Origin of the sequence: Chryseobacterium pennae, from assembly GCF_003385515.1 — a bacterium.
Taxonomy (GTDB): Bacteria; Bacteroidota; Bacteroidia; order Flavobacteriales; family Weeksellaceae; genus Chryseobacterium; species Chryseobacterium pennae.
Window position 1 is genome coordinate 1 of the sequence record NZ_QNVT01000002.1, and the last position, 17,110, is coordinate 17,110.

The window sequence follows — 17,110 nt, forward strand, 5'->3', positions numbered from 1 at the left end:
TTCGATATCCTGATTTTTGTTAGCTAAGACATCAAGCTTGTAGTAGATTTCCTGAAGTGGATCATGCCACATTAAGTGAGATTCGTGTTTTCCTAATTTGAAAGAAAGACCTAAAGTTGCATTGAAGAAGTTATCAGAAACCTGTGAAGAACGTCTATTAACTTCACTATATGGATCACCTCCACCATCAAAGGTATCATCACCTGTCATTACATACATTAATCTTCCTTCAATATCAACTCTTCTGTTCACCTTAAATTTCAAACCAGTACCAGCCTGCATAAACATTGAGCCCAGTTTGAATGGTTTTACTTCAGTCATCAATCTTTGTCCATTAGCATCTTTCTGATATGCTTTGTAAGCAATAGTACCTACACCAGCATATCCGTGAAGAGCCCATCTGTAAGTGGAATGATTATCCACTCTTCTCAAAAGATTAGAGAAGTTAATATCTCCCAATACTGAGATTGCATCATACTGAGTTCTTGCGCCTATAGCTCTTGCATCTGGGGCAGAATCTTTGGTATTGAACCATCCTTGTCTTGTTTCACCTCTGTCATACTGTAAGTTGATCCCAAATGCATGAGTAATCGCTTTATCTATACTTACATATGCTGAATATCCAAAAAGATTTTTACCATTACCGTTTTTGATAGATGTTAAATCTGCTGATTGCATCAATGGAACTCCAGCTCCTACTGAAATAGACCAGTCATTGAATCTTTTTGATTGGTTGGTAAATGGGGATACATTGGCAGAACCTGAAGAGAAAGTATTAGGATACTTTCCATCTGTTGCTACTGATGAATCCTGTGCATAGCTGACGGTAGGGATCGTCAATGCTAATGCAACAATTGCTAAACTTAATTTCATCGTGTATTATTTATTTTGTTTTTGAAAAACAGGTTATTAGATTTTCTATTTTTTAATTGGGCATCCATTGTTTTCAGCTGGTCCAGGAACTGTTACACACTTATCATATAAGTCTATAACACCGTCAAGATCCATATCTAAGGCAACACCTGCTCCATCTACTCTCGCTCCAGCAGGTGTATCAAGTTGTCTATCCCAATCATCACATACTCCATCATTATCCTGATCTCCTTTTTCACAAACAACAAGATCTGTCGTTGCATTTTCTAAAACATTGGTTTTATAATAAGCTTCCTGAAGCGGATCATGCCATGCTAAATGAGAAAGATGTTTTCCTAATTTGAAAGATACCCCTAAAGATACTGTCCAAGCATTGTAAGATCTTCTGTTGTTAAGTATTGTATATCTATATCCAGATTCTGTAGGAGCCTTAGGATCGTAGCTGGAATTATTATATCCACTTCCGTCAAATGCCTGCTCACCACTAATGATATACATTGTTCTGGCTTCAACATCAATAAGTGGAGATACGTTATATTTTAATCCTAACCCTGCCTGATAGAATACCGAATTAATATCAAGATCTTGTTTCACAAATAAAGGAGTCCTTTTAGGGTTATCACTCCATCTGTTTCGGTCATTGTCATGTAAAGAAGTCCTGTACCCCTGAAGTCCAATTCCTCCATAACCATGTAAAGCCCATCTGTATGGGGAATGATTATCTACTCTTCTTAATAGGTTAGAAAAGTTAATATCTCCCATTATTGCTAATTGGTCAAACTGAGTGGTTCCGGTAGCTACTCCAGCTGCTACTCCAGGTGCTCCTGGAAGTTGACCTGTTTGTTTAGTCTCACCTCTGGTGTACATAAGGCTTAAACCAAAAGTGTGAGAGATTTGTTTGTCAATGCTTATATAAGCATTATATCCCCAATTGGTTTTATCTGAACGGAGAGATTTCAGTGCAGAATGAACCATAAATGCAGAACCTCCTCCAACAGAAATCGACCAGTCTCTGAAACGTCTGGCCTTGTTGTCAAACGTCTGTACATTCGCGGAACCTGAGGAAAAGGTATTAGGATACTCAGTAGAAGTGTTTACTGTAGTACTGCTATTCTGAGCGAAAGCTGCAATTGGCAAGGTTGTAGCCAATAATAATAAACCTAATTTCATACAATATGTTTTATGTTTTAAATAAAATCTTTTAATAACACTCTTGAAAAATCCCTTTCAAAAAGATGTTTTTTATGAGGGATTTCTAATCTTTCTGATTTAAAGTTTAATTCATTATACTTAATGATGTCAATATCTATTACCCTGTCTGTGTAACCTCCTGATACTTTTGAATCATTAATTCTTCCCATTTCAGCCTCAATGTTTTTAATACAATCAAGCAGCTGAATTGGTGAAAGATGCGTGAATATTATTGTTGCAATATTACAAAAAATATTGGAACTGGCAAATTCTACAGGATCAGACATTAAAAATTCGCTTGTCTGTGAAATGTGATTCCCAGCATCACTTATTTTTTGCAAAGCTGTCTCGATATTTTTTTTTTGCTCTCCAAGGTTACTTCCTAGTAACAAAACTACCTTTTGCTGCGACATATTAGAAAATTGATTGAATTTATGAGAAGTTTCTTTAAAAATGTTTTGGCAAATATAGTAGCTATAATCATACTTTGCGCTGTATTTTTCATCTTTTTCATTATGATGCTTGTGTTTAGTTCTATGGGAAGTGACAAGTCTGTGACGGTGAAAAAGAATTCGGTTCTTACAATTAATTTAAAGACCAATATCATAGACAGCCCTACTGAAGAGCAAATGGATCTCTTTGGGTTTGGCAACCAGAATAAAAATGTTCTTCTGTATGATGTTTTGGAAGCTATCAATAAAGCTAAAACGGATGATAATATTAAAGGGATCAGTATTGAGACAGATGACCTGAATGCAGGACTAACTCAAATTGATGATCTTAGAAATGCTATTGAAGATTTCAAAAAAAGCGGAAAATTTGTATACGCTTATGGAAACGGAGTTTCACAGTCTGCTTATTATCTTGGGTCAGTAGCTGATCAGTACTATCTTCATCCTGCCGGAGGGATTGAATTAAAAGGACTTTCTACTGAGGTTACATTCTTTAAAGATTTTGCGGATAAATATGGTATCGGGATTGAAGTAATCCGTCACGGTAAGTTTAAGTCTGCGGTAGAACCGTTTTTAAGAAATGATATTTCGCCAGAAAATAAAGAACAGCTAAGTACCCTGCTGAATGACCTTTGGAAAAATACTTCCTATAAAATGGCTGCCTCTAGAAAAATAGATACAGCTCAGTTCAGAACTGTTGTTGACAGTTTATATGGAATGATTCCTGAACAGGGATTAAAATATAAACTGGCAGATAAGCTTATCCAGAAGTCAGAATATGAGGATTTGCTTAAAACTAAATTAAATGTAAAAGATAAAGAAAAGCTGAATAAGATTTCTTTAACGAACTATATAAGTTCTTTTACTGATGAAGATCAGTCAGGGGAAAAGGTAGCAGTATTATATGCATCAGGTTCTATTAATAATGGAGATGAGTATAACGATATTCATTCTGAAAAATATGTTAAATACATTAAAAAGCTTCAGGAGGATGATAAGGTAAAAGCTGTAGTGTTCAGAATCAATTCTCCGGGAGGAAGTGCGAATGCTTCTGACGAAATTTTATTTGAATTGCAACAATTGAAAAAGAAAAAGCCACTGATCGTTTCTTTTGGAGATTATGCCGCTTCTGGTGGTTATTATGTAGCGATGGCTGCCGATAAAATTTATTCTGAGCCTAATACGCTTACAGGTTCTATCGGAGTATTCGGAGTATTGCCTTATTATAAAGATATCGCAAACAAAAATGGAATCCGTGCTGACGTTGTTGCGACCAATGCCAATTCAATGTACTATTCAGGATTAAACGGAGTAACCCCTTACGGAGTAAACATGATGACGAAAAGTGTAGAGGGAACTTATAAAAGATTTGTACACTTCGTGACTCAGAACAGAAAGAAAACATTCGAGCAGATTGACAATGTAGGTGGTGGTAGAGTATGGAGTGGTGTTCGTGCTAAGGAGATCGGTTTGGTAGATGAATTGGGAACTCTTAATGATGCTGTAAAGTTTGCAGCGCAGAAAGCAGGAGTGAAGTCTTACTATGTGGAGTCTTATCCTAAGAGAATAACTCCATTTGAACAGATTTTCAAAGATCTTAATGAAGAAGATGTTTCTGCAAGAATTATTAAAAGTAAAATAGGGAAATCCAATTATGAGATTTTACAGCAGATTACAGACAAAAAATTACAGTCTGAGGTAAAAATGGAAATGCCTTATCAGATTAGAATCAACAACTAACTAAATTATATTGTACACAAAAATCCCGGATCTGAAATTCAGATCCGGGATTTTGTTTTTTATCAGCGTTACATTAACTTTTCTTCGTGGCCATTCCGTAAATCCAGAGGACAATTAAAGCTCCTCCGATGGCGAGAATCCAGCTTCTCGGATTCCAGAATGAAGTAACATCTCCCCAGTGTAGAATGTAAACTCCTATAGCTCCTCCTACAAAGGCGCCTATAATTCCTAGGATAATAGTAATTAACCAGCCTCCTCCCTGAGTTCCGGGCATGATCATTTTAGCGATTGCACCTGCAATAAGACCGAATAAGATCCATGTTATAATTCCCATAGTTGCAAATTTTTTAATGATTAATATTTAAAATAGATTTGTTTACTAAATGTAAGGGAAAACATGATGAAAATCATCTTTTCTTGAAGAATGAGTCTACAAATTCCGTACCATTGAAAAGTTGCAGATCCTGCATTTTTTCACCTACCCCTATATATTTCACCGGAATCTGGAATTGATCTGAGATGCCGATAACAACCCCTCCTTTTGCTGTTCCGTCTAGTTTTGTTACAGCTAAAGCATTCACTTCAGTAGCTGCTGTAAACTGTTTTGCCTGCTCGAATGCATTTTGTCCTGTAGAACCGTCAAGTACTAATAGAATTTCATGCGGAGCATCAGGAATTACCTTTTGCATTACTCTTTTGATCTTGGAAAGTTCATTCATAAGATTGATCTTATTATGAAGTCTTCCTGCAGTATCAATGATGACAACATCTGCATTTTGAGCTACAGCACTTTGTACTGTATCAAACGCTACTGAAGCCGGATCGGAACCCATTTCCTGTTTTACAATAGGAACACCCACTCTTTCACTCCAGATGATAAGCTGGTCAACGGCTGCCGCTCTAAAGGTGTCTGCTGCTCCAAGAACTACTTTTTTGCCTTCAGATTTGAACTGGTGAGCCAGTTTTCCAATCGTTGTTGTTTTTCCAACCCCGTTTACACCTACCACCATAATGACATATGGTTTTTTTGAAGTATCAATATTTCCTGTTCCAGCATGAGGGTTTTCAAGCAATAGTCCTGAAATTTCCTCACGAAGAATATTATCCAGTTCACCTACTCCAACATATTTGTCGCGGGCAACACGCTCTTCAATTCTTTCTATGATTTTGATGGTTGTAGAGGCGCCTACATCAGATGCGATCAGTATTTCCTCCAGATTATCCAGAACTTCATCATCTACTTTGCTTTTACCAACTACGGCCTTCGTCATTTTTTCAAAGAACCCCTGGCTGGATTTTTCCAATCCTTTATCCAGAGTTTCTTTTTCTTCTTTTTTGAAAATATTTTTAAACCAACTCATAGTTTTAGTTTATTCTTATCTTTTGTTTTTAATCACTGCTGTGGCTTCCACTTCTATCAGTACATCATTCCTGAAAAGTTGGGTTACCTCTACAAGGTTGCTTACAGGAGGGTTTTGAATATTGATATACTCATCCCTTACTTTTCTGAAATATGGGGTTTTTGATATGTCTGTAAGGAAAATACCCAGCTTGACAATGTCTTTGCCTGTACCTCCATACTCCTTCAGAATGTTTTCAATGTTTTTGAAAATCTGCTGAGTCTGTTCTTCTACATTGTTTCCCACCAGATTTCCTTTTGAATCCAACGGAACCTGACCAGATAATAAAATCATTTTGGAAGTGCCGCAATCAATGCTTACTGATTGTGATAATCCCGGAATGCTGAAAACTTCAGGAGAACTTTTATATTCTAATGGGTTCATCGTTTTCTGACTGAATGAAAGTTGAAAAATAACTGTACTTATCAGAACAAGAAACTTCGTCATATTTCACTGATTAATAATCTGGTGAACAAAGATAACAAAAAAACTACCCAAATTATGAGTAGTTTTTTATATTGTAAATAAAGTATTGATTATTTTTTCAAAAAACCATCTACTTCATCAGCATTCATTACTTTTTCTTCGAAAACGTAAGCCCCTGATTTAGGAGACTTCACCATTTTCACCACTTTAGTCATTTTTTTAGATTGACCGCTTTGTAGGGTTGCTACTACTTTCTTTGCCATGGTAAGTTATTATTTAAAAATTACTTAATTTCTTTGTGAAGGGTAGATCTCTTAAGAACAGGATTGTATTTTTTCAATTCCAATCTCTCTGTAGTGTTCTTTTTATTTTTTGTAGAAATGTATCTAGACATTCCTGGCATACCACTTTCTTTGTGCTCTGTACATTCAAGGATTACTTGAACTCTGTTTCCTTTTTTTGCCATGATTTATTAATTCTTTTTAATCAATCCGTTTCTAGTAGCTCTTTCAATAGCTTCCTCGATTCCAATCTTGTTAATCACTCTCAATCCATGAGCTGATACTTTCAGTGTAACGTGCTTATCTTGCTCCGGAAGGTAAAACTTCTTCTCTAATAAGTTAATTTCAAAACGACGCTTCGTTTTGTTATTAGCGTGAGAAACGTTGTTACCAACCATTGCACGCTTTCCTGTTATTTGGCAAATTCTTGACATATCTCGATGTTCTTATTTGTATAATATTTGAGAGTGCAAAATAACAAAGAATTTTTTAGATAGACAAATCTTTTAGAAAATATTTGCTAAATAAGTGACTGATTATAAATATTGATTTTTTAAAATACCCGAATTTCTGGGATACCGCAGGAAATCAGTGCTGATATATTTCATACAGGCTTTTTTTAATCAGAGAAAATTAATACCCTATCTTTGTTTTTAATTAATCTAAATAAAAACAAGTATGAAGAGAATTTATATTCTATTGTCTATGCTGCCTGTGGGACTATGTGCACAGAATTTTACGGAGATTCAGACCGGGATAAATAATTTTTATTTCTCTGCTTCCGATATTGCTGATGTGGATAATAACGGAACTCTGGATATTGCAGTCAATGGAGCCATAGATTCAGATGGAGACGGGAATCCGGATGCTACTTATAATGAAGTGTATCAAAATACCGGAACCACTTTTCAGCCCTACACGGACCTGGGTGGAGATGTAACACATTTGGGAGATATCAGATTCATTGATTATAATAATGATGGATTGATGGATATTATTTCCACAGGATTGAGTTATATGGATATTGTAAACTACAAGCATTATCGTTTTAAGAACACTGGAGTAGGCTTTACAAGAGAAGAAGAGCTCCCGGGGAAAATATACGGATCTATGGAAGTTTTTGATTTTAATCATGACGGAAAACAGGACTATGCTATTAATGGTACTCAATATGCTCACGGCGGAGGTTTCAGGAATACTCTGGATCTCTATAAGAATACGGGACAGGGATTTGATCTGATTGAAAACTGGGCAGATGGAACTCAGAACGGAAGCTTTAAGGTTGTGGATCTTAATAATGATCATCTCTTGGATCTTATTATCATAGGGTCAGATATTAATGGTGATCCGGTTTCCAAGGTATATATGAATCAGAACGGAACATTGGTGAATACACAGGCTCTTGATTCACTGATTTCAGGTAAAATCGAAACAGCCGATTTTAATGCTGACGGTTATCAGGATGTAGTTGTTATAGGTAAGGATGCTAATGATGATGTTTATTTTGCTGTTCTGATGAATGACGGAACCGGTAATCTGGTAACCCAGCAGATTCCATCAGAAGTTTCTGAGGCTTCAATAAGTGTTGGAGATCTGAATAATGACGGGTATTATGACTTTATTGTTGCTGGAGATATCAATTATAATGCGGTTGTAAAGACTTATTTATATAACACAACAAGCCAGTCATTTGATGAAGGAACTGTTACAGGCTTACACAGCTTAGGAGGTCCGGGAATGATACAATTGTTTGATTTTAATAATGATCAGCATCTGGATGTCCTGTTAAGTGGATTTGATTGGGCTAACCCTGATATTCCATCACTCACAAAGGTTTTTAAAAATAATGCTACAGAGCAGAATGCAAAACCAACTGCACCTACTCAGCTTAATCTGACTAAAAACGGCAACCGATTCAATTTTACTTGGAGTGGAGCAACGGATGACAAAACGCCGGCAAATGCTTTACGATATGAAATTAAAGTAGGATCTACACAGGATGGGCATGATATTGCTAAATATATCGTCACCACACCTTCATGGTTCCTGGATCTTGATCCATCTGTTCAGAATGTATACTGGAGTGTAAGATCAATTGATGCTTCAAAGGTGTATTCTGATGTCTCTACACAAGGAACATTGTCAACCAAAGAAAATACGATAAATGGTGAAAAAGACTTTGTTATTTATCCAAACCCTACTTCTGATAAAGTTTATATTAAAGGTGAGAAGATTTCAGAAGCTGAAATGTACTCAATGGAAGGAAGAAAGGTGAATGTGATTTTAAACAGAGACCAATCTATTGATGTTTCTCATCTCCCTAAAGGTGTATATCTATTAAAACTGAAGATAAAAAATGAAATAACCACCAAAAAAATTACGATTAAATAACTGAATCATTTATTCTATCTTGAGAGAAGTCAGACGTCCAGCTGGCTTCTCTTTTTTTATTATGGCAATTTGCTGGAGGATTGGTTTCAGGAAATGTTTTTAAATGTTTATCGCAGATCTCGTGGATTTCACAGATTTGCATAGATGTTTGTGGGTATTGATGTAGAAATTAGTGGTATTTGTTTTTAAATAAAAACAATCTGCGTTATCAGCTTAATCAGCGAGAGCTTTATAGCTCCCAGATCTTGCAGATAATGCAGATTATATTGTATAAGGATAAATATCAGTATGATTGATATTTAAACACTATGCTTTCTTTATTTTTGCCTGAAACCTTTTAATCAGATAATAGAATAATAAAAATCCTAAAGCGAACATTGAAAATCTTGAAAGAAGATCTCCTGCTCTTGAGTAGAATGTCATTCCTTCGTAAAGGTTGATCTTTGCAAATAATGCGGTTTGGTCACCATAGAAAGTATCAGCTACCACTTCACCTTTTGCATCAATGTGCGCTGAAATTCCACTGTTGGCAGCACGGGCAATTTCTCTTCTGGTTTCAATGGCTCTCAGTCTGGCATAGGATAAAAGCTGTCTGTGCCCTTCAGTAACGCCCCACCATGAGTCATTGGTCATAATTCCCAGGAAGTTAGCTCCCTTTTTTACATAATCAGTAACAAACTCTCCATAAATACTTTCGTAGCAGATAATGGGTGCCATTTTACCTTTATTGTAAGGGTTGGAAAAGGCCATTCTTTCTTTGTCTGTCCCTAAAGAAGCCACTGTTCCTCCTAAGTTCAGCATGGCGTCTCCTAAAAGAGGTTTTAAAATATTCATATAAGGAAAGATCTCAACGCCAGGAACCAGTTTTCCTTTGTGATAGACCTGGGTCTTTTGTTGTGGAGCAAGCTGAATAGCAGTGTTGTAACTTGCTGCCCAAACTCCCTGATTAATTTCATAGGCTTCTTTGGGGCGCGTTGCAGGGTCAAAAAATAAACGGTGGGAAGAGATTCCTGTGGCAAAAACAGATCCCGGATGTTTAGATAAAAATTCTTTGACATTGTTTAAAAGCAAACTCTTTTCAATACCGGTTTCAGAAATGGAGCCTCTGCCGGGAAGAGCCGTTTCCGGAGCAATATAGTAATCTATTTTTGTGGTTGAATTTTTTTCTGCCAAAGCCAAAAGATCCTGTTCAATCGTTAAACTGTCTTTGGAATATTTTTCAGCATAAGGATCAAGATCGGGTTGAAGCATCAGTACATTCACCTGTCCGGATGGCTTTTCATTAAAGCTGTTATATTTAATGATGGAAATGATCATCGGAATAGCGATTAAAGCGGCTATAATTGACGAGTTTTTAATCAGATCTTTTCTCTTTCTTCCTGCTTCCCAGGCTCTGATGGTGTAGAAAATAAGAACGTTGATTAATAAGATCCAGAAACTTCCACCGGTAGCTCCTAAGGTATCATACCATTGAATCAGTTTTGGATAATCTGAAAATACATTTCCTAAATTCAGCCATGGCCAGGTAAGTTCCCATCCTAAATGAAATTTTTCAAAACTCATCCAGATAGCAATCAAAAATCCTAATCCCCAGTAGGTTCCCTGGGCGTTTTTATACCAATGGTAGCATTGAAAAACCAAAGAATATAAAAGTGAATTTACCAGAACAGGGAAGATAACAGCCATCATAGAGTGGCTTCCATCAGGATTCTTAGAACCGTACAGCCAGCCTGTGGTGACAATATTCCAGATGATAAAACAAAGATAGGACAGTCCGAAGATAATCCAGCTTTTTCTTTTATAGTCTGAAAATTTTGAAATTCCATGTTCCATCATCAGAAGAGGAACGAGGGCGAAAAATATAAAAAACGGGACTCCATAAGTAGGCCAAGAGACCGACAGCAGCATTGCTGAAATAAGTGTTAGCAGAACGTATTTCATTAAATTATTTTAATATACAAATTTAATGTTTTTGAAATGAATATATTAGCATCCGATGTTAAAGAAAATATATAAAATTGTTATTGCTCCTTACACGCTGCTTCTGCTTTACCTGATGTTTCTCGGAATGGGAAGGTTTCAGTATGAAGATAACCTGATTACGGTGGAACCCGTGTTTTCTACCATTAAATTTATTCAGGGTGCTATGAGCTGGAAAGATATTGTCATTATTGTGATCGGAAATATTGTGATGTTTATTCCCTTTGGTTTTCTGGGATGGGTCTTCCCTAAGCTCATGGATCTTAAATCCCTCGTTTTAAATTTTATTCCGGCTATTACCATTGTGGAAGCTCTTCAGTATTTTACAAGAATGGGAATATTTGAAGTAGACGATATTCTCCTCAATACATTTGGGGTTTATTTAGGGTGGTTATTTCGCAGATATCTTGAAAAAAGACTTAGCTGTTGAGTTCTTTTGCTCTTTTTTCAGCATTTAAAATTCCTTGCTGTAAAATTTCCTTGAAACTGTTTTCTTCAAAAGTTTTTAAAGCAGCTTCTGTAGTTCCGCCTTTGGATGCCACATCTTTGATAAGCTCATCAAGGTTCTTCTCAGAATTATTAATGAGATGATAGGCTCCCAGCATGGTTTGTTTTACAAATAATTTGGACAGATTTTCTTCAATTCCCATCTCAACTCCTGCTTTAATCATAGCATCAATAATATAATAGAAATAAGCAGGTCCGCTTCCGGAAAGCGCCGTAACACCATCCAGAAGATTTTCTTCTTCTAAATAAACCGATCTTCCGGTACTGTTCAGTAATCTTTCGATGTTGATAAGCTGACTGAAAGAAATACCGTCTGCAGCAGTATAGCCTGTGATTCCCATTCCTAAAAGGGTAGGGGAATTGGGCATTGCTCTTACAACCAGCGGATGTTTCAGTGACTTTTGAATTTTCTCAATATTAATTCCGGCCATAATAGATAAAACCATTTGATTTTCCTTTAATGTAAACCTGAAATTCTGAGCAACCGTTTGAAAATCCTGTGGTTTTACGGCAATAATAATCAGATCGGCATCAAGTTCTGTGACTTCGTCAAAGGTGGAAGTTTTGGATTTGGGAAATTCTTCCGCTATTTTTGAGATTTTAGTCTGGCTTCGTGTAATCAGGTGAAGGTTTTCCGGTTTAATAAGTTCATATTTCAAAAATGATTTTGAAAATGACAGTCCCATATTTCCGGCGCCCAAAATAGCTATTTTCATATAAGGTGCTTTTATGAATATTGTAATGCTAAAATATTGTTTTTTTTTATTAAAAACTATATGTTTTTCAACGAAAAAAGCAGCTGTCAGAAACGGCTGCTTTTTTATAGTTTAGATAATAGTTATTTTTTTATGATTTTTCCTGTTTGTGCAGAACCATCATTAAATACGATTTTGTAAATGTATATACCTGGAAGATATTGAACAGGGAATGTACAGGTTTGTGTAGCATTGTCATCTTTAATATCTGTCTGCATTACTTTTATAGGTTGCCCACCAGATACGTTGATAAGATAAATGTCTGCTTTTGTACCATTATAATTTCTGAAGTTGAAATAGATTTCATTATTATTGGTTGCTGCAATTACTGTTTTCTTATCAATTTCTTTATTAGATAATAAAGTAACTGAAGCTTTTTTACCCTGAATAATTCCTTTTTCTGGAGAATATATTAAGGTATTGGATCTATACCATACTCCATCGGAAATAGCATATCTTGTGAAATGGTATTCGTCACTTGTAATAGGCATGGCATTAATATACGAACCTGCTCCTACTTCGGGTCCATTATCCCAGTTGACAAATTCGCCAATAGAATCATCTGGATGGGTGTCTACTGCCCATGCATAATCATAGTTTCCTGTTCCTCCTGTAGGGGTGGAGCCTCTAATGATATCAACATTGTTAGTATCAAAATGGATTTTATTGTTTTCGACAGGTGGGTAGTTTGAAACAGGCATATAAATTACATTACTTTCACTGTCTGGGGTATGTTGGGAGCTGACTTTTCTTCTGTATTGCGATGTTTGAGTTATGGGAGTGGTTATGGTAAAAGATGCGTCATTTGCTCCTGGAATATCTGTCCAGTCAGTTCCTTCTGTTTTAACCTGCCATTGAATAGAAAGTGGTTGCCTGCTTCCACTTCTTAGATCATTTACACTTCTTGAACTGAATGAATTAAATACAGGTATACCACCCGGTCTTACTTTTTGATCTTCAAGCATATATTTATTCATATCAAAAGTAGTTACTACAATGAGATTTCCGAATATCTTTAATTCATCTATTACTATGTAATTGCTTATACTGTCTGGGACTCCGGAACTTCTTGCAATACGCCTGTATATTTTTCCAATGGCAATTGTTGGGGATGCGTAGTGAATATCTTTTTCATTAGGAATATCTAACCATTTTCCATTTATTAGCTCCTGCCACTGATAAGTGAACGAATTGGTGCCTCCTACCGGAGTACTTCCCGTAAGTGTTCTTATTGTATTCGTACCATTATCAGTAATACTTTCAACAATTTTGTTTTCCCCAATATTTATTCTCACATCTACTTCATTGCTATAACTCGTTTCTAAACCTTGGTTTGTTGGCTCTACTGCACGTCTTAATTTGTAGTTGTATCTGTTTTCAGAAGCTGGTGGAGTATAGTCTCTTATATTAATGGTTCCGTAGTTGATATTATACCAATTTCCTCCTGGATTTTTCCTTTGCCAATAATACTTGTAACTTCCGAATGGTATTTTAGGTTCACTGCCTGTAATAAGAGGAGCGTCTTTTTGATAATCAGAGATCACTCCACCAGATATTATATTGTTTGAAATGGCTGGTTTTACAAAATTGACAGGAAAAGTATTAGATGTTGCATTGGTATTTCCATAGCTATAGACCATAAATAGCTTTCCTGAATTATTACTTTCAATCAAGGCAGAGGTATTGGGAATAACTGCAGTATATTCATAGGTTTCACCTGAAGGGTAAATATAGGGGAAAAGCCGGCTGTCCACAAAAATCTGATAGGGTGCTCCAGCAGCCATTTTAGCAAAAAGTTTGACGTTGAGGCCGGTTTGTTGATAACTCGGTGTGTTTTTAGATATACTGTAAGTTACCTTAATAAGTGTATTTATCTCTCCTTTATTCAAAGTGATCGTGGAAGAGTTGGTATAAACATGACCATTTACTTCAATTTTACTTATACGGACTTCATCTGATTGGGCATTCATTAAAGATGCCTGTAGAAAAACTATTGCAAAAAAGAATAGTTTCAATAATTTACATTGCATTGAACTTGAATTTTATGATTATTAGAAAACAGCAGATTCTCTGATGCTTATAATATCAGGCAAAATTCAGAATTATAGCTTGAACGGCTGTTACATGATTTTGAGGATTCATCATTATAAAACAGTATGAAATTGTAATTATTTTTATTTAGAATAAATATATTTTATAGCGAAAAGAAATGTATTTATTAAAATTACGAGAAATAAATTCATAATACATATATGGTGGAAAATGACGATTAAATTTTAAAATTGAATAAAAAAAAGGCAATTATTGAAAAATAACTGCCTTATATCTGTATTATATAATATTCACTTCCCGTTCAAGTTCAATTCCAAATTTATCCTTTACAGAATTGATAATTTCAGTAGAGAAATCAAAAATCTCTTTACCTGTTGCATCACCTGTTGCATTAATGATAACCAAAGATTGAAGTTTGTGTGAAGCTACATTTCCGATTTGCTTACCTTTCCATCCGCATTGTTCAATCAGCCATCCTGCAGGGACTTTAACCACATTTCCATTAGGGTATCCCTGAATATTGTCAAATTTACTTTTTAACGTTTCAAATTGAACTAAAGGAATTGTAGGATTTTTAAAAAAGCTTCCGGCATTTCCGATGATCTTAGGATCCGGTAATTTACTTTGCCTGATAGTAATGACTGCTTTGGATACATCCTGAATAGAAGGGTTTTCAATACCCATTTTTTCAAGTTCGGATGTAATGGCTCCATATTCTGTTTTGATGCGATGATCCTTTTTAGTCAGTTTAAAAGTGACTTCCAAAATAATATATCTTCCTTTTCCTTCCTTTTTGAAGATAGAGTCTCTGTAACCAAATCTGCATTCTTCAAGATTGAAATTTTTAAGCTCAAGATTCTCAAGATCCAGTACCTGACAGTTTACAAATACGTCCTTTATTTCCGTTCCGTAAGCTCCGATATTCTGCATAGGAGAAGTTCCTACATTCCCCGGAATTAAAGAAAGGTTTTCCAATCCGCCGTAATTTTTATTCAGACAGTACATCACAAATTCATGCCAGTTTTCGCCTGCTTTCGCGGTAACCAGAATTTCGTTTTCATTAAGATCTTCTTCTGAAATTCCTTTTAGGTTAAGTTGAATGGCAAGACCATCAAAATCTTTTGTCAACAGTATATTACTTCCTCCTCCCAATAATAGAAGAGGTAAAGATTTTTCTTTTGAAAAAGTAAGGGCATCTTTTAATTCTTCGATGTTGTTACTTTCAACAAAGTATTTTGCTTTGGCAGCAACGCCAAAGGTGTTATAAGGCTGTAAGGAAAAATTTTCTTGCATGTTTTATTTGTATTCTTTCGGAAGAATTTTGTCTAGTTGTTCTTTAAGTTGTTGAAACTGTTTGTAATGAATGGTGTCAACAAATGAATTGATGTAGATATGAGCTTTTTTCGGAGTACGGATCTGGAAAGCTTCATCTGTTCTGTCTACCGATTGTTGGCTTGGAGAACTTTTTATATAATCAAGATCTTCAACTCTGATGGATGAGGAGAGTTGCTTCCAGGTATCGGGACTGATGGCCGAGGCCCATGCCTTATGCATTTTATTGGAGGTGGTTCCTTTTTCTGCAGTGATTGAATCCTTAGTGACTTTTATGATTCTGTAATATCCATTGCTTCCCCCTATATTGGATAGTCCGATGAAGGTAATTTCGCGCGGATTTTTACTGATTGCAGATTTTTCTGATTTCTGCTGGTCACAGGAAAAAAATGCCGACAGCAAAAAAATCGAAAACAGTATTTTCAGATATATATTTTTTGTTGTCGGCATGATATGATTTTATAGGCTAAACTCTTCTCTGTATTGCTTTAAAGCATTTTTCAGAATTTCAGCACTTCTCTTAAGATCTTCTTCTTTTAGTACGTAAGCAATTCTTACCTGCTTTTTACCTAATTCAGGATCACTGTAGAATCCTCCTGCAGGAGCTACCATAATAGTTTCCTTGTTATGGGAGTAGGATTCAAGCAGCCATTGTGCAAATTTCTCAGTATCATCTACAGGAAGTTCTGCAACACAGTAGAATGCACCTCTAGGTTTAGGACAGATGACCCCTGGAATAGCATTTAAAAGATCTACTAAAATATTTCTTCTGTGAGTATATTCTTCTCTTACGGCTCTGATATAAGCTCCGTCATTCTGGTGAGCTGCAGTTGCTGCAATCTGTCCCAAAAGAACAGGACTTAGTCTTGCCTGTGCAAAAAGCATTGCTGCATTACGGATTTTCTGAGAGCGGGTTACCATACATCCGATTCTTACTCCACACATAGAATAACGCTTGGATTCTGAATCGATAACGATGCAGTTTTCTTTCAGTTCAGGGAAATCAAGAATAGATACCTGTTGTTTTCCGTCATATACATATTCTCTGTAAACCTCATCAGAGATGATTACAATATCATATTTTAAAGCAATATCAGCAAGTTTCTGAAGTTCTTCACGAGTATAAAGATATCCTGTAGGGTTACCTGGGTTACAAATGATGATTGCTCTTGTTTTTTCGGTGATCTTTTTTTCAAATTCTTCAATTGGAGGCAGGGCGAAACCAGTATCTATGGTAGATGAAACTGCGACTACATTCACATCAAATGTGCTGGTGAAGCCATTATAGTTAGCATAGTAAGGCTCAGGGATGATTACTTCATCTCCATCGTCACACAAAGTTGAAATGGCAAAGTTTAGTGCTTCAGAGCCTCCATTGGTAACAATAAAGTTATCAGGGGTAAGGTCTGAAAAACCTAAAGAATGATAATATTCTGTAAGGGCTTTTCTGTAATCCAGGTTACCTTCAGAAAGTGCATATTCCAATACTTTAAGATCGATGTTTTTTAAAGCATTTAATGCTGTTTCCGGAGTTTCAATATCAGGCTGCCCGATATTAAGGTGATATACTTTTATTCCTTTTTGTTTTGCTTGTAACGCAAAGGGAACCAGTTTTCTTACCGGCGATGGTGGCATATGCAGTGCTCTGTTTGAAATATTCGGCATTGTTCAAAAATTTGTATGACAAAAATAGGATTTAATTTCCCAATAATAAAATTAAGAACAGGAAG

The 17,110-nt window shown here is 35.8% G+C and carries 17 protein-coding genes and 1 pseudogene; 3 read left to right on the top strand and 15 right to left on the bottom strand.

All coding sequences use genetic code 11. From position 1 onward, the window contains the following. From DRF65_RS02545 to folK, 3 genes and pseudogenes are all read right to left on the bottom strand, one after another. Nucleotides 1-873, bottom strand: a pseudogene (locus tag DRF65_RS02545) (OmpA family protein); the annotation flags it as partial. 45 nt (nt 874-918) lie between these two features. Continuing rightward, nucleotides 919-2,043 (bottom strand): OmpA family protein, encoded by a 1,125-nt coding sequence (locus DRF65_RS02550; protein WP_115968683.1) that lies wholly within the window; start codon nt 2,041-2,043, stop codon nt 919-921. A 17-nt stretch (nt 2,044-2,060) separates the two neighbouring features. Then, nucleotides 2,061-2,477 carry a 2-amino-4-hydroxy-6-hydroxymethyldihydropteridine diphosphokinase gene (gene folK / locus DRF65_RS02555; protein WP_115968685.1) on the bottom strand — a complete coding sequence of 139 codons (417 nt, stop codon included), beginning with the start codon at nt 2,475-2,477 and terminating at the stop codon, nt 2,061-2,063. Between the two features lie 21 nt (nt 2,478-2,498). On the opposite strand from folK, the gene sppA reads away from it, so the two are divergent. Then, nucleotides 2,499-4,256 (top strand): signal peptide peptidase SppA, encoded by a 1,758-nt coding sequence (sppA, locus tag DRF65_RS02560; protein WP_115968686.1) that lies wholly within the window; start codon nt 2,499-2,501, stop codon nt 4,254-4,256. 73 nt (nt 4,257-4,329) lie between these two features. Here sppA and DRF65_RS02565 read toward each other — a convergent pair whose 3' ends face one another. The 6 genes from DRF65_RS02565 to rpmB form a co-directional block, all read right to left on the bottom strand. Then, nucleotides 4,330-4,590: a GlsB/YeaQ/YmgE family stress response membrane protein gene (locus DRF65_RS02565; RefSeq protein ID WP_115968688.1), complete on the bottom strand. Its 261-nt coding sequence runs from the start codon at nt 4,588-4,590 to the stop codon at nt 4,330-4,332. Nucleotides 4,591-4,663: 73 nt separating this feature from the next. After that, the gene (ftsY, locus tag DRF65_RS02570) at nt 4,664-5,617 is read right to left on the bottom strand and encodes a signal recognition particle-docking protein FtsY (protein ID WP_115968689.1); all 954 of its coding nucleotides are present in this window, start codon (nt 5,615-5,617) and stop codon (nt 4,664-4,666) included. A 15-nt stretch (nt 5,618-5,632) separates the two neighbouring features. Beyond that, a complete protein-coding gene (locus tag DRF65_RS02575; protein WP_115968691.1) occupies nt 5,633-6,103 on the bottom strand; it encodes a RidA family protein in 471 nt (156 codons plus the stop codon). Between the two features lie 89 nt (nt 6,104-6,192). Continuing rightward, a complete protein-coding gene (locus DRF65_RS02580) occupies nt 6,193-6,345 on the bottom strand; it encodes a DUF4295 domain-containing protein (protein ID WP_115968692.1) in 153 nt (50 codons plus the stop codon). Nucleotides 6,346-6,365: 20 nt separating this feature from the next. Continuing rightward, complete coding sequence (gene rpmG, locus DRF65_RS02585; RefSeq protein WP_027373683.1) at nt 6,366-6,548, bottom strand: 50S ribosomal protein L33; 183 nt, start codon at nt 6,546-6,548, stop codon at nt 6,366-6,368. Between the two features lie 6 nt (nt 6,549-6,554). Then, on the bottom strand, nt 6,555-6,797 hold the full coding sequence (gene rpmB, locus DRF65_RS02590) for a 50S ribosomal protein L28 (RefSeq protein ID WP_002976757.1): 243 nt from the start codon (nt 6,795-6,797) through the stop codon (nt 6,555-6,557). A gap of 244 nt (nt 6,798-7,041) precedes the next feature. Between rpmB and DRF65_RS02595 the strand changes: the two genes are divergently transcribed. Next, nucleotides 7,042-8,754 carry a T9SS type A sorting domain-containing protein gene (locus DRF65_RS02595; RefSeq protein ID WP_228438477.1) on the top strand — a complete coding sequence of 571 codons (1,713 nt, stop codon included), beginning with the start codon at nt 7,042-7,044 and terminating at the stop codon, nt 8,752-8,754. Nucleotides 8,755-9,060: 306 nt separating this feature from the next. Here the strand turns inward: DRF65_RS02595 and lnt are convergent, their stop codons facing one another. After that, nucleotides 9,061-10,695, bottom strand: a complete 1,635-nt coding sequence (gene lnt / locus DRF65_RS02600) for an apolipoprotein N-acyltransferase (RefSeq protein ID WP_115968694.1) — start codon at nt 10,693-10,695, stop codon at nt 9,061-9,063. 55 nt (nt 10,696-10,750) lie between these two features. Between lnt and DRF65_RS02605 the strand changes: the two genes are divergently transcribed. Continuing rightward, nucleotides 10,751-11,164, top strand: coding sequence for a VanZ family protein (locus tag DRF65_RS02605; protein WP_115968696.1), 414 nt, complete (start codon nt 10,751-10,753; stop codon nt 11,162-11,164). Here the strand turns inward: DRF65_RS02605 and proC are convergent. The 5 genes from proC to DRF65_RS02630 form a co-directional block, all read right to left on the bottom strand. Next, on the bottom strand, nt 11,154-11,957 hold the full coding sequence (gene proC, locus DRF65_RS02610; protein WP_115968698.1) for a pyrroline-5-carboxylate reductase: 804 nt from the start codon (nt 11,955-11,957) through the stop codon (nt 11,154-11,156). The two genes, DRF65_RS02605 and proC, sit on opposite strands and share 11 nt — an antisense overlap. Before the next feature lie 122 nt (nt 11,958-12,079). Beyond that, nucleotides 12,080-14,026 carry a T9SS type A sorting domain-containing protein gene (locus DRF65_RS02615; RefSeq protein WP_115968700.1) on the bottom strand — a complete coding sequence of 649 codons (1,947 nt, stop codon included), beginning with the start codon at nt 14,024-14,026 and terminating at the stop codon, nt 12,080-12,082. 301 nt (nt 14,027-14,327) lie between these two features. After that, nucleotides 14,328-15,341 (bottom strand): UDP-N-acetylmuramate dehydrogenase, encoded by a 1,014-nt coding sequence (murB, locus tag DRF65_RS02620; protein ID WP_115968702.1) that lies wholly within the window; start codon nt 15,339-15,341, stop codon nt 14,328-14,330. Nucleotides 15,342-15,344: 3 nt separating this feature from the next. Next, on the bottom strand, nt 15,345-15,830 hold the full coding sequence (locus tag DRF65_RS02625) for a hypothetical protein (RefSeq protein ID WP_115968704.1): 486 nt from the start codon (nt 15,828-15,830) through the stop codon (nt 15,345-15,347). Between the two features lie 9 nt (nt 15,831-15,839). Beyond that, on the bottom strand, nt 15,840-17,045 hold the full coding sequence (locus tag DRF65_RS02630; RefSeq protein ID WP_115968705.1) for a pyridoxal phosphate-dependent aminotransferase: 1,206 nt from the start codon (nt 17,043-17,045) through the stop codon (nt 15,840-15,842). Nucleotides 17,046-17,110: the final 65 nt, after the last annotated feature.

What these genes read in the sequence shown, in the direction of transcription:
- murB (WP_115968702.1), bottom strand. Translation starts at nt 15,341, where the DNA reads ATGCAAGAAAATTTTTCCTTACAGCCTTATAACACCTTTGGCGTTGCT.
- folK (WP_115968685.1), bottom strand. Translation starts at nt 2,477, where the DNA reads ATGTCGCAGCAAAAGGTAGTTTTGTTACTAGGAAGTAACCTTGGAGAG.
- DRF65_RS02580 (WP_115968692.1), bottom strand. Translation starts at nt 6,345, where the DNA reads ATGGCAAAGAAAGTAGTAGCAACCCTACAAAGCGGTCAATCTAAAAAA.
- sppA (WP_115968686.1), top strand. Translation starts at nt 2,499, where the DNA reads ATGAGAAGTTTCTTTAAAAATGTTTTGGCAAATATAGTAGCTATAATC.
- DRF65_RS02630 (WP_115968705.1), bottom strand. Translation starts at nt 17,045, where the DNA reads ATGCCGAATATTTCAAACAGAGCACTGCATATGCCACCATCGCCGGTA.
- DRF65_RS02565 (WP_115968688.1), bottom strand. Translation starts at nt 4,590, where the DNA reads ATGGGAATTATAACATGGATCTTATTCGGTCTTATTGCAGGTGCAATC.
- DRF65_RS02550 (WP_115968683.1), bottom strand. Translation starts at nt 2,043, where the DNA reads ATGAAATTAGGTTTATTATTATTGGCTACAACCTTGCCAATTGCAGCT.
- DRF65_RS02615 (WP_115968700.1), bottom strand. Translation starts at nt 14,026, where the DNA reads ATGCAATGTAAATTATTGAAACTATTCTTTTTTGCAATAGTTTTTCTA.
- lnt (WP_115968694.1), bottom strand. Translation starts at nt 10,695, where the DNA reads ATGAAATACGTTCTGCTAACACTTATTTCAGCAATGCTGCTGTCGGTC.
- rpmB (WP_002976757.1), bottom strand. Translation starts at nt 6,797, where the DNA reads ATGTCAAGAATTTGCCAAATAACAGGAAAGCGTGCAATGGTTGGTAAC.
- proC (WP_115968698.1), bottom strand. Translation starts at nt 11,957, where the DNA reads ATGAAAATAGCTATTTTGGGCGCCGGAAATATGGGACTGTCATTTTCA.
- DRF65_RS02595 (WP_228438477.1), top strand. Translation starts at nt 7,042, where the DNA reads ATGAAGAGAATTTATATTCTATTGTCTATGCTGCCTGTGGGACTATGT.
- ftsY (WP_115968689.1), bottom strand. Translation starts at nt 5,617, where the DNA reads ATGAGTTGGTTTAAAAATATTTTCAAAAAAGAAGAAAAAGAAACTCTG.
- DRF65_RS02625 (WP_115968704.1), bottom strand. Translation starts at nt 15,830, where the DNA reads ATGCCGACAACAAAAAATATATATCTGAAAATACTGTTTTCGATTTTT.
- DRF65_RS02575 (WP_115968691.1), bottom strand. Translation starts at nt 6,103, where the DNA reads ATGACGAAGTTTCTTGTTCTGATAAGTACAGTTATTTTTCAACTTTCA.
- rpmG (WP_027373683.1), bottom strand. Translation starts at nt 6,548, where the DNA reads ATGGCAAAAAAAGGAAACAGAGTTCAAGTAATCCTTGAATGTACAGAG.
- DRF65_RS02605 (WP_115968696.1), top strand. Translation starts at nt 10,751, where the DNA reads ATGTTAAAGAAAATATATAAAATTGTTATTGCTCCTTACACGCTGCTT.